The following is a 12,140-nucleotide window of genomic DNA, read 5'->3' on the forward strand; positions in this document are numbered from 1 at the left end:
AATCCACTATCCCACTGAACATTTTCTCGCCACTGCCGATAACCACACTACCAACTTTTGTCTGCGGATGATTTGCGCTTGTAAGCGATGCGCTTTTGCGTTTAAGTCTGCCTGAAGATTAAGAATTATCTTAACTGCGCATCGAGACCAGGCCAGCATAGGCGAACAACAATGAACAATAACTCTGACGTAATGTACCGGCTACTGGTGCAGAGCGTGGTGGATTACGCCATCTACATGATTAAGCCGGATGGCACGGTGGCTAACTGGAACACCGGGGCGCAACGCGCCAAAGGCTATATCCCCGAAGAGATCGTCGGGAAGAATTTTGCGCTGTTTTACAGCGAAGAGGATCGGCGCAACGGCGCGCCGCAGCGCGGTCTGGCCATCGCCACCGCCACCGGGCGCTATGAAACCGAAGGCTGGCGCTATCGCAAGGACGGCAGCGCCTTCTGGGCGCACGTGGTGATCGACGCCATCCGCGATGAGTACGGCGAACTGCTGGGCTTTGCCAAAATCACCCGCGACTGCACCGAACAGCAGGCGCAGCAGCGTAAACAACAGGAACAGGAGCAGCGTTTCCGTTTATTAGTTGAAGGCGTAACGGACTACGCCATCTACATGCTCGACCTCGACGGCAATGTCGAAAACTGGAACGCCGGCGCGCAGCGCGCCAAAGGCTACGTGGCCGAAGAGATTGTCGGCCAGCACTTCTCGCGCTTCTACAGCGCCCAGGATCGCCTGAACCATATCCCGGAACGCAACCTCACCACCGCGTTTAAAACCGGTCGCTTTGAAGATGAGGGCTGGCGCTACCGCAAAGACGGCAGCGCCTTCTGGGCGCACGTGATCATCGACGCGATTCGCGATGACGCCGGCAAACTGATCGGCTATGCCAAAATCACCCGCGACTGCACCGAACAGCAGGCGCTGCTGCGCAAGCAGCGCGAATACGAGAAAACCTTCCGCCTGTTAGTGGAAGGCGTGACGGATTACGCCATCTACATGCTGGATTTACAGGGCCGGGTGGTGAACTGGAACGTCGGCGCGCAGCGCGCCAAAGGCTACATGGCTGACGAGATCGTGGGCCAGCACTTCTCCGTGTTCTACGGCTCACCGGAACGTCAGGCGCGTACGCCGGATGCCAATCTGGGCATCGCGCTGAAAACCGGTCGCTTTGAGGACGAGGGCTGGCGCTACCGCAAAGACGGCTCCGCCTTCTGGGCGCATGTGGTGATTGACGCGATTCATGATGAAGAGGGCAAAATGATCGGCTTTGCCAAGATCACCCGCGACGTCACCGAGCGGCGTGAGCACGAGCAGCAGCTGCTGCGCGCGCGCGATCTGGCGCAGGCGCAGAGCGCCAAAATGTCGGAGCTTTCCGGCTTCCTCGACACCATCATCAGCAACATTCCCTCCTGCGTGATCGTCGAAGACGCCATCAGCCGCGAAATCCTGATGGTCAATGACAAAGCCGAGCAGCTGTTTGGCTTCAGTAAGTCGCTGATTATGCATAAGCGGCCACACGAATGTATGTCGGCGGAACTGAGTGATTACTTCAACAGCCTGGCGGATATCGCGCTGCGCAGCGAAGGCATCCACGCGCGCGAGCAGCTGTTACTGACCGCTGGCGGTGAGCGGGTGCTGCACACCCGCGCCACCACCATCAGCGGCAAAGACATGCGGCAGAATTACGTGATGCTGATTGTGGAAGATGTCACCGATCAGCGCGAAGCCGATGCGCGCATTCGTCACATGGCGCATCACGATAATCTTACCAGCCTGCCGAACCGCATCCTGTTTCGCCAGAAGCTGAGCGAGGCGCTGCGCGTCGATCAGCAGCAGGGCCAGACCAGCGCCACGCTGTGCCTCGATCTGGATAACTTCAAGAACGTGAACGATGCGCTGGGGCATCAAATCGGTGACGATCTGCTGCGGGTGGTGGCGAAGCGGCTGCGCAGCGTACTGCGCGATCAGGACACGCTGGCGCGCATCGGCGGCGATGAGTTTGCCATCGTGCTGCCTAACGTGCGGAATGCCGATGAGGCTGCGATTGTGGCGCAGCGCCTGATCGAGGCGATCCGCCCGCCGGTGAATGTTGAAGGCCACAACCTGTCGGTCGGGCTGAGCGTCGGCATCGCGCTGACCTCGCAGGCCACCAATACGCCGGAACACATGCTGCGCTGCGCCGACATGGCGCTGTATGAAGCCAAGCGTAACGGCCGTAACCGCTATGAGCACTTTACGCTGGAGATGGATAATGTGGCGCGCAGCCGCCGGGTGATCGAAAACGATCTGCGCGAGGCGATCACCGGACGGCAGCTCAAGCTCTACTATCAGCCGATCACCAACGAAACTGGCATCATTGGCTATGAGGCGCTGATGCGCTGGCATCATCCGATCAAAGGATTGATCATGCCGAATGACTTCATTCCAATTGCCGAAGAGACCGGGCTGATCCATATGCTCGGCGCCTATGCGCTGTACGAAGCCTGCCGCGAAGCGCAGAGCTGGGAAACCGAACAGTCGGTCTCGGTCAACCTGTCGCCGCTGCAGTTTAAGAACAGCTCGCTGGTGTCGGTGGTGGAGGGCGCGCTGCGCGAATCCGGCCTGGCGCCGCATCGGCTGGAGGTGGAGATCACCGAATCGGTGCTGCTGGATGATACGCTCGGCAATATCCGTACGCTGCAGAGCCTGAAAACGCTGGGCGTGCAGATTGCGCTCGACGACTTCGGCACCGGCTACTCGTCGCTCAGCTATCTGCGTTCGTTCCCGTTCGATAAGATCAAAATCGACAAGTCATTTATCAATGATATGGGCGACAGCCGCGAGGCGCTGGCGATCATCCGCGCGATTACCGGCATGAGCCGCAGCCTGGATATTCAGATCACCGCAGAGGGCGTGGAGAGTAATGAGCAGTTTGTCCGCCTGCGCGAAGAGGGCTGTACGCTGTTTCAGGGCTACCTGTTTGGCCGGCCACAGCCGTCGGAGCTCAGACTGAAGGCGCTGGAGTAAGCACAAAAAAACGCCCGACAGAGTCGGGCGTTGTGCATGCTGCTGTGCATAATCTTTATTATCTTTACTGGCCGTGGCCTTCGACGTTCATGCGGCCCAGATCTTTGTCCACCAGGAACAGACCTTCGCCTTTGTTGCCCACCAGCGCCAGCTTGTCCAGCACGGTTTTGAACAGCTTCTCTTCTTCGTGCTGCTCGGCAACGTACCACTGCAGGAAGTTAAAGGTGGAATAATCCTGCGAAGTCAGCGCGGCGTGCACCAGCTCGTTGATTTTGCTGGTGATCAGCTGCTCGTGCTTCAGCGCTTCTTCCAGTACGTCATTCAGCGAGGTCCAGCTCACCGCTGGCGCGGCGATGCTGCCCAGCACCGGCAGTGAGCCGGCATCGCTGACGTAATCAAACAGCTTCTGCATATGCTGCATCTCTTCGCGCGAGTGCATTTTCAGGAAGGAGGCGGCACCTTCGAAGCCTTTATCGCTGCACCAGGCGCTCATCTGCAGATAGAGGTTGGCGGAGAAGAATTCGAGGTTAAGCTGGTCGTTCAGGCGTGAGGTCATTTCAGCGGTTAACATGGCTGAGTCCTTTTTAATTTGTCAGGTGAAGTACGGCGAATTATGCATCAATCTATACTTTTTTGTGAAGGTTTTTTCGTAAAAAATTTGAATTTATCTTATTGATTATAAATGGAATTATTCCGCTAGTTGAATGCGAAGAATTCTCAACTTTGACTAATTTTCATTCACAGTCCGCAGCACTGTTTTAGTGCAGCTGCGTTGCCTGCTGGCGGTGCAGCGTACAACCGCACCGATCACTTCTTCGCCAGTCAACCCGCCGATAAAATAACCACTGGCGCGACCAGCAATAAACCTGGCACGGCGATATAAACGCTTATTCCGGCTGCTGCTTGTTACTGAACAAAATTAGCCATAGCGAAATTAAAGAAAGTGCGCATTGGCATAAATCCTGCTTGGTTAATAGTTCCGTATATTGCAACCACGTCTGGCAGAAATAGGGCCAGCAGGAGAAAAGATGTCTGAAGAAAAAATCATGGCCGCGCCACAATCGGTCACGGCGAGCGCCGGAAATTATCTCGCGCTGATACTGGCAATACTGTTTTTTTCCGGTTTGCTTTATAAGGTCGAAGGCTTTAGCTGGCTGGGCGCGTTTGATTTCACCACGCTGGGCGGCAGCTTTGGCACCATCAAAGAGTCAGGTTCCACCTTTCTTGGTGCCGGTGGCATCAGCGCCAAAGCCGGCTTCCTGTTCGCGCTGTCGCTGGCACCCACTGTGATGCTGGCGCTGGGCGTGCTGGAGATTTTCACCCACTACGGCGCGATTCGTGCCGCCCACACGCTGCTGACGCCACTGCTGAAACCGCTGATGGGGTTGCCGGGACGCTGCGGCCTGGCGCTGATTACCGATCTGCAAAGTACCGATGCCGGCGCGGCGCTCACCAAAGAGATGGCGGATCAGCAGCAAATCGGTAAAAAAGAGCTGGTGGTGATGAGCGCCTGGCAATATTCCGGTGCCGGACTGATCAATAATTATTTTGCCATTGGCTCGGCGCTATTTGCGTCCATGAGTGCACCAATCATTATTCCGCTGCTGCTAATGTTTGTGCTGAAATTCGTCGGTGCGGCATTTGTCCGTTTTGTGTTAAACAGTATTTATAAGAAGGATTTTGCTGATGTCAAATAACGTACAGACGCGGGTCAATAATAATCCGTTTGATATTTTTATTGTCGGCGCGCGTAAAGGCTTCCATATTGCTATTCACAATCTGATGCCCAATGTGGTGATGGCCTATGTGCTGGCGGAAGTGCTGAATCTGCTCGGCATCATGCAGTTTCTTGGCCACGCGTTTGCACCGCTGATGGGGATTTTCGGTTTGCCCGGCGAGGCGATCACCGTGCTGCTGACCGCATGGCTGTCATCCTCGGCCAGCGTCGGGGTGGCGGTAAGCCTGATGGCGAAAGGCCTGCTGAGCGGTACCGACATCACTATCCTCGCACCGGCGATTTTTCTTATGGGTTCGCAGTTGCAGTACATGGGCCGCCTGCTGGGCGTCGCCGATGTGCCGAAAAAATACTGGCCGCTACTGATGCTCACCAGCATTATCAATGCGGTTATCGCTATGTTCGTGATGCGTTTTTTTGTTTAGGAGCGAAACGGTGTCCAGAGTTCTCGATCACTACCATTTTCTGCATGAAATCCCCGAGCTGGGGTTTCAGGAAGTTAAAACCTCGGCCTACATCGCCGGCCAGCTGGAACAGGCTGGCATTAAGATCACGCGCGGCATCAACCAGACCACTGGCATCGTGGCAGAAATCGACAGCGGCGTGCCGGGCCCGGTGCTGGCATTGCGCGCCGACATGGATGCGCTCGGGCACGTGATCGACGGCGTTGCCTGCGCCCGCCATACCTGCGGCCATGACGGCCACTCGTCGGTGGTGCTGACCGCCGCGCAGGAGCTGCTGCAGGAAGGGGCCATCAAAAAAGGACGGCTGAAGCTGCTGTTCCAGCCGGCTGAAGAGCTGGGGGCCGGCGCGCTGGCGATGATTGAGGGCGGCGCGCTGGATGACGTGGAGATGATCCTCGGCTTCCATTTGCGCCCGCTGGAGGAGTGTCAGGTCGGTCAGGCGACGCCTGCGGTGATCTATTCAGCGTGCAGCACGCTGGAGGCCACCATTAAAGGTGTTCCGGCCCATGCCGCGCGACCGCATCTCGGCGTCAATGCGCTTGATGCGGCAGTCCAGGCGGTGCAGGCGGTGAATAGCATTCATCTGGCACCGGGCCTCACCTGGAGCGTAAAAGCGACGCGCTTCCTGTGCGACGCCGGCGTGACCAACTCGGTGCCGGACGAGGCGCGCGTGGTGTGGGATCTGCGTTCGCAGGAGAACGCGCCGATGGAACTGCTCAAAGAGAAAGTCAGCCAGGCGATTCAGCACAGCGTGGCCGCGCTGGGCGCAACCGCTGAAGTGGTGGTGCTGAAAGAGATGCCGGCGGCGGAAATTGATGCCGATGCCACCGCGCTGCTGAGCGCCGCGATTGTCGATGTGCTCGGCGAGCAGGGATTACTGGCGGCGAAAACCACGCCGGGCAGCGAGGATTTCTTCTACTATCCGGTGAAAAATCCGCAGGTGAAAGCCGGTTTCTGGGGGCTGGGAACCAATCTGGTGCCGGGACTGCACCATCCGCAGATGCGCTTTGAGCTGAGTTCGCTAGAGATCGGCGTGAAGATCTTCAAGGCGGCGGTGGTGCGCATGCTGGGATAACGCGCCTCAGCGCGCGCCCGCGCCTACGGTCTGGTTCCACACCATCTCATCAAGCAAAATCGAGCTGTGCTGGCTGGTCTCAATCACCAGTGAGACCGGCTTCATGCCAGCGAAGCAGAACACTTCGTGGCGCTTTTTGCTGGCGTTCAGGCGACGAAACGCCACGATGCGTCCGGCACAGTTGTAGAAGCGCACTTCGCTAAAGTAGGTGTTGAGACCGATGTAGCTCAGCACCAAATCGTGCAGTGGCGGCAAATCAAACTTCACCAGTGTCTGCCGCTCAATCACCAGCGCGCACTTGTCACTGTCGGCGTGATACGGTGCTAACGACACCGCGCCCCGGCGGGCGGTGACCGACAGCGCGGCGTCCAGCATGTACGGATACTCCGGGACAAAATGCTGACCGGCAGAAAAACCGGGGCGCGGCGTGAGCAGATAATGCAGGTGCGCCGGCAGGCTGCTGCGGGAAAAATCAGCGCGGCCGGTGGCTGGCACGGCGGCGTTATCCGGCGCGTTGATCAGCATCATCTCGCCGGGTTTGCGGTACATCTGCGCGGGCGACGACAGGGCGACGTTTCGGTGCGACGGGCTGTAGGTATGTGGGTTAAGTTGTAGAGTCATTTTGCTGTCCTTGCCGGGGTGACGGTTCCGGACAGGCATTCTCAGCCAGACATCGCTTAGTGTTTACAAGACATGTCCTGAACTGCGCGAGCATCGTCTCATCCTGCCGCAGATTCCCCCGCCTGCTGAAATATTGTATGCTATGCCGCCTCAATGCTGATGGGATAACCGGACTGCCGCCAATGTAGATCGCACACACCCTGCTGTGACCCGACGCGCATGCGTCGCCATTGGCACCGTTATCCGCCGGACTGGCTCCGGAATGATTTATTCGCAGCGCGCCGCTCGCGCGTTGCCCTGAAGAAGAATTCACTCATGTCTATTGCTCCCTTTTTAGAAGAAGTGGCGCGCCGCCGGACCTTTGCGATCATCTCGCACCCGGACGCCGGTAAAACCACAATCACCGAAAAAGTCCTGCTGTTCGGACAGGCGATCCAGACCGCCGGTACCGTTAAAGGTCGCGGCTCCAGCCAGCATGCCAAATCAGACTGGATGGAGATGGAGAAGCAGCGCGGTATCTCCATCACCACCTCGGTGATGCAGTTCCCGTATCGCGACAGCCTGGTTAACCTGCTGGATACCCCCGGGCACGAAGACTTCTCGGAAGACACCTACCGTACGCTGACGGCGGTGGACTGCTGCCTGATGGTGATCGACGCCGCGAAAGGGGTTGAGGATCGTACCCGCAAGCTGATGGAAGTGACCCGTCTGCGCGACACGCCGATCATCACCTTTATGAACAAACTGGACCGCGACATTCGCGATCCGATGGAACTGCTGGATGAGGTCGAGAGCGAGCTGAAAATCGCCTGTGCGCCGATCACCTGGCCGATTGGCTGCGGCAAGCTGTTCAAAGGCGTGTATCACCTCTACAACGATGAAACTTACCTGTATCAGAGCGGCAAAGGCCACACGATTCAGGAAGTGCGCGTGGTAAAAGGGCTGGCGAACCCGGAACTGGACGCGGCCGTCGGCGAAGAGCTGGCGCAGCAGCTGCGCGACGAGCTGGAGCTGGTGCAGGGCGCATCGCACGAGTTCGACAAAGAGCTGTTCCTGAGCGGCGAAATTACGCCGGTGTTCTTTGGTACCGCGCTGGGCAACTTTGGTGTCGATCACATGCTGGATGGTCTGGTTGCCTGGGCGCCGGCGCCAATGCCGCGCCAGACCGATACCCGCAAAGTCGAAGCCAAAGAGGAGAAGTTCAGCGGCTTCGTGTTTAAGATTCAGGCCAACATGGACCCGAAACACCGTGACCGCGTGGCCTTTATGCGCGTGGTGTCCGGCAAATATGAGAAGGGCATGAAGCTGCGTCAGGTGCGTACCGGTAAAGATGTGGTGATCTCCGACGCGCTGACCTTCATGGCGGGCGACCGTTCGCACGTTGAAGAAGCTTATCCGGGCGATATCATCGGCCTGCATAACCACGGCACTATCCAGATTGGCGACACCTTCACCCAGGGCGAAACCATGAAGTTCACCGGTATTCCGAACTTCGCCCCGGAACTGTTCCGTCGCATTCGCCTGCGCGATCCGCTGAAGCAGAAACAGCTGCTGAAAGGGCTGGTCCAGCTGTCGGAAGAGGGCGCCGTGCAGGTGTTCCGTCCGGTGCACAACAACGATCTGATCGTGGGTGCGGTGGGCGTGCTGCAGTTTGATGTGGTCGTGGCGCGTCTCAAGAGCGAGTACAACGTTGAGGCGATTTACGAGGCCATCAACGTGTCGACCGCCCGCTGGGTTGAATGCAGCGACGCGAAGAAGTTTGACGATTTCCAGCGCAAAAACGAGATCAACCTGGCGCTCGATGGCGGTGACAACCTCACCTATATCGCCCCGACCATGGTCAACCTCAACATCACGCAGGAGCGCTATCCTGACGTGACCTTCCGTAAAACGCGCGAACACTAAGTTCGCCGTCTTCACCGGGCTGCTGCTTTCTGCCGCCCGGTTTTCTCCGATACAGACTCCTCTTAATTACGCTGCGGTTATCGCTTTTTGGCGAGATATCAACCACAAAAGCCAGCAAAAGCTATAATCCCTACTATGATTATTCTGTCGGACGAGAAAACGGACCTGTGGGTCTGATTACGTCCATCACGCAGCAACGTGGTGTGTTGCTGGCGCATTCGCGGTTGCGAGTGGGTTAACTGATAGAAGGATGATATCGATGAATAAGACTAAGATTGCTAAAACCCTGATTGCTGCACTGGCCGGTACTGCGCTGTTAAGCGGCGCGGCAATGGCGGCTGATACCAGCAGCAGCGCGGGTTCCAAAATCGATAGTTCTATGAAAAAAGTCGATGGCTTTATGGATGACAGCGGCATCACCGCCAAAGCCAAAGCCGCGCTGGTGGACGATGAAGCGATTAAAAGTACGGATATCTCGGTAAAAACGCAGCAAGGCGTCGTGACGCTGAGCGGTTTTGTCACCTCGCAGGACCAGGCCGAGAAGGCTGTGGCGCTGGTGCAGAAGGTGGAAGGGGTTAAATCCGTCAGCGACAAACTACACGTCAGAGACAGCAAACAGAGTTCATTGAAAGGTTATGCAGGTGATGCAGCAACCACCAGTGAAATAAAAGCTAAACTTTTAGCAGATGACATTGTGCCATCGCGCAACGTGAAGGTGGAAACCACCGATGGCGTGGTACAGCTGTCCGGGGAAGTGGCGAATCAGGCCCAGTCCGATCGGGCTGAGAAGATCGCCAAAGCCATTGAAGGCGTGAAAAGCGTGAAGAATGACCTCAAGGTGAAATCTTAACGCAACCGGAACGGCATCACCAACGGTGCCGTTCCGTATTAAAAACAGTGATGTGAAGAATAAGCAGTTCGATTTTCACTATGGTAAAGGAGAGGCTTATGTTTCGTTGGGGTATTATCTTTCTGGTCATCGCTCTGATTGCTGCAGCATTAGGTTTTGGCGGTCTGGCGGGTACGGCAGCATGGGCAGCTAAAATTGTCTTTATTGTCGGTATTATTCTGTTCCTCGTGAGCCTGTTTACCGGGCGCAAACGACCCTGACCCACTGCGTTAACCATGTTAACCCGCTAGTCACATAAAGCGGAGGCCAGTCATTGCCACCATTGAAGGTGCGCCGCGACGATTGCAGGATGCGGTTGGTCAGGGAACGACAATGACTGGTTCTCCGGGATGCTGATTGAGCGCCTCCCTCAGAGCAGCAAACACTGAGGGACATCCATTGGGAATACGCATCCCGGTGTCGCTGGACACCTTTGAGCCACTGGCACTCACGCCATTCAAATCCAAAAAAATCGCGCTGGTCTGCGAAGGCGGCGGGCAACGCGGCATCTTCACGGCGGGCGTACTGGATGAATTTCAGCGCGCAGGTTTCAACCCCTTTCAGTTAATGCTCGGCACCTCAGCCGGTGCACAAAACCTCTCAGCCTTTGTCTGTGCTCAGCCCGGTTATGCGCGGCGCGTGATCACCCGTTACACCACCAGTAAACTGTTTTTCGATCCGCTGCGTTTTGTGCGCGGTGGCCACCTGATCGATCTCGACTGGCTGGTGGATATCACTAAACAGGAGTTCCCGCTGGCGCTGAGCAGCGCCGAAAGCCTGTTTGCCAAAGGCAGCGAATTTTACATGTGCGCCTGCCGTAGCGATGATTACAGCGCGCAGTATTTCAATCCCACCAATCTGACCTGGCATGACATCATTAAGGCTTCCAGCGCGATCCCCGGTTTCTACCGCAGCGGCGTGTTGATGGATGGTGTGAGCTATCTCGACGGCGGCATCAGTGATGCCATTCCGGTGCGCGAAGCGGCGCGGCGTGGCGCCGATACTATTGTGGTGATCCGTACCGTGCCGTCACAGATGGCGTATACGCCGAAGTGGTTTAAACGCATGGAGCGCTGGCTGAGCGACAGCGCCCTGCAGCCGATGATCAATATCCTGCATCAGCACGAAGAGAGCTACCGCCAGATTCAGCAGTTTATTGAACAGCCGCCGGATAATCTGCGCATCATTGAAATCTTTCCGCCAAAGCCGCTGGCCAGCATGGCGCTGGGCAGTCGTCTGGCGTCACTGAATCAGGATTATCATCTGGGCCGCCGCAGCGGGCGCTATTTCCTGGCGACGCTGGGCCAGTGGCTGAGCGATGCTGAACCGCTGGCGCGACCGATTGCCGTGACGCCGCCAGCCGCCGTCGCCAACGCGCCGGATAACCGGCCGGTCAGCACGCCGCCGCTGGCGGGCAATGACGCCGACTACGATGCAGGATCGCTGGCATGAGATTTATCGACACCCACTGCCACTTTGATTTTCCGCCATTCGTCACCGCTGCCGAATACAGTATCGCGCAGGCGGCGCAGGCGGGCGTGGAACGCATCATCGTGCCGTGCGTGGATGCCAGCCGTTTTGCCGTGGTGAGCCAGCTGGCGCAGCAGCATCCGGCGCTGTATAGCGCGCTCGGGCTGCACCCGATCAATATTGCGCAACATCAGGATGACGATCTCGATCGCCTTGAGCAGTACCTGCAAACGCCGGATGTAAAACGCGTGGCGATCGGGGAAATCGGGCTGGATCTGTATATGGAAGCGCCGGATTTTGCGCGGCAAACCCGGCTGCTGGAGGCCCAGCTGAAGCTGGCAAAGCGCTATGATTTGCCGGTGATCCTGCATTCGCGACGTACGCACGATCAGCTGGCGCAGTATTTGCGCCGTCACGATGTGCCGCGGCGTGGCGTGGTGCACGGCTTTGCCGGTAGCCAGCAGCAGGCGGAGCGTTTCATCGCGCTTGGCTACGCGATTGGTGTCGGCGGCACCATTACCTATACGCGCGCCAGCAAAACCCGCCACACCATCGCCAGCCTGCCATTGCAGGCGCTGCTGCTGGAAACCGATGCGCCGGATATGCCGCTGCACGGTTTTCAGGGCCAGCCAAATCGCCCGGAGCGCGCGCGTAATGTGTTCGAAGTATTGTGCCAGCTGCGCCCGGAACCGCCCGATGAGATCGCCGATGCGCTGTGGCACAACAGCCTGCGTTTGTTCGCCCTGCCGGATTGAGTATTGATCCTGCGCCTGCCGTCACCTCACTTCATCTAATAGCGCCGTCACGGTTAATGGCCGTTGCAATTGTGCCAGCGGCGCAATTTCTTGCGCGATGAATCGCGTCGCTGCAACGCCTCTGCCACTTCTGATGATGTGCTGACAACTCCCGCTCTGTCGCAAATTAACTACGCTTTAACGATATCCGATACCTTTTTGCGGCAACATT

The 12,140-nt window shown here is 57.4% G+C and carries 11 protein-coding genes; 9 read left to right on the plus strand and 2 right to left on the minus strand.

Features of this window, described 5'->3' with window-relative positions; translation table 11 throughout:
• Nucleotides 1-171: 171 nt before the first annotated feature.
• A complete protein-coding gene (locus C1Y43_RS09435; RefSeq protein WP_104188040.1) occupies nucleotides 172-3,015 on the plus strand; it encodes a bifunctional diguanylate cyclase/phosphodiesterase in 2,844 nt (947 codons plus the stop codon).
• A 64-nt stretch (nucleotides 3,016-3,079) separates the two neighbouring features.
• Here C1Y43_RS09435 and ftnA read toward each other — a convergent pair whose 3' ends face one another.
• Nucleotides 3,080-3,586, minus strand: a complete 507-nt coding sequence (gene ftnA / locus C1Y43_RS09440; protein WP_058759556.1) for a non-heme ferritin — start codon at nucleotides 3,584-3,586, stop codon at nucleotides 3,080-3,082.
• Between the two features lie 457 nt (nucleotides 3,587-4,043).
• On the opposite strand from ftnA, the gene C1Y43_RS09445 reads away from it, so the two are divergent.
• Genes C1Y43_RS09445 through C1Y43_RS09455 form a run of 3 tightly spaced genes read left to right on the plus strand, consistent with a single transcriptional unit; the run spans nucleotide 4,044 to nucleotide 6,289 of the window.
• Entirely contained in the window at nucleotides 4,044-4,712 is a 669-nt protein-coding gene (locus tag C1Y43_RS09445; RefSeq protein WP_104188041.1) for a nucleoside recognition domain-containing protein, read from the plus strand.
• On the plus strand, nucleotides 4,702-5,175 hold the full coding sequence (locus tag C1Y43_RS09450) for a YjiG family protein (protein ID WP_021507664.1): 474 nt from the start codon (nucleotides 4,702-4,704) through the stop codon (nucleotides 5,173-5,175). The genes C1Y43_RS09445 and C1Y43_RS09450 overlap by 11 nt, the downstream gene beginning before the upstream one ends.
• 10 nt (nucleotides 5,176-5,185) lie before the next feature.
• A complete protein-coding gene (locus C1Y43_RS09455) occupies nucleotides 5,186-6,289 on the plus strand; it encodes a M20 peptidase aminoacylase family protein (RefSeq protein ID WP_104188043.1) in 1,104 nt (367 codons plus the stop codon).
• A 6-nt stretch (nucleotides 6,290-6,295) separates the two neighbouring features.
• Here C1Y43_RS09455 and C1Y43_RS09460 read toward each other — a convergent pair whose 3' ends face one another.
• Nucleotides 6,296-6,910, minus strand: a complete 615-nt coding sequence (locus C1Y43_RS09460; protein ID WP_146068655.1) for a hypothetical protein — start codon at nucleotides 6,908-6,910, stop codon at nucleotides 6,296-6,298.
• 315 nt (nucleotides 6,911-7,225) lie between these two features.
• Between C1Y43_RS09460 and prfC the strand changes: the two genes are divergently transcribed.
• From prfC to C1Y43_RS09485, 5 genes are all read left to right on the plus strand, one after another.
• Nucleotides 7,226-8,815 (plus strand): peptide chain release factor 3, encoded by a 1,590-nt coding sequence (prfC, locus tag C1Y43_RS09465; protein WP_021507661.1) that lies wholly within the window; start codon nucleotides 7,226-7,228, stop codon nucleotides 8,813-8,815.
• A gap of 259 nt (nucleotides 8,816-9,074) precedes the next feature.
• Nucleotides 9,075-9,665: a molecular chaperone OsmY gene (gene osmY / locus C1Y43_RS09470; RefSeq protein WP_021507660.1), complete on the plus strand. Its 591-nt coding sequence runs from the start codon at nucleotides 9,075-9,077 to the stop codon at nucleotides 9,663-9,665.
• A gap of 98 nt (nucleotides 9,666-9,763) precedes the next feature.
• Nucleotides 9,764-9,925 (plus strand): DUF1328 domain-containing protein, encoded by a 162-nt coding sequence (locus C1Y43_RS09475; RefSeq protein WP_007893192.1) that lies wholly within the window; start codon nucleotides 9,764-9,766, stop codon nucleotides 9,923-9,925.
• 178 nt (nucleotides 9,926-10,103) lie between these two features.
• Nucleotides 10,104-11,156: a patatin family protein gene (locus C1Y43_RS09480; RefSeq protein WP_031279725.1), complete on the plus strand. Its 1,053-nt coding sequence runs from the start codon at nucleotides 10,104-10,106 to the stop codon at nucleotides 11,154-11,156.
• Nucleotides 11,153-11,929 carry a TatD family hydrolase gene (locus C1Y43_RS09485; RefSeq protein ID WP_104188046.1) on the plus strand — a complete coding sequence of 259 codons (777 nt, stop codon included), beginning with the start codon at nucleotides 11,153-11,155 and terminating at the stop codon, nucleotides 11,927-11,929. Before C1Y43_RS09480 ends, C1Y43_RS09485 begins: the two co-directional genes overlap by 4 nt.
• Nucleotides 11,930-12,140: the final 211 nt, after the last annotated feature.

It is taken from the genome of Pantoea sp. ICBG 828, from assembly GCF_002928355.1.
GTDB classification, from domain to species: domain Bacteria; phylum Pseudomonadota; class Gammaproteobacteria; order Enterobacterales; family Enterobacteriaceae; genus Pantoea; species Pantoea dispersa.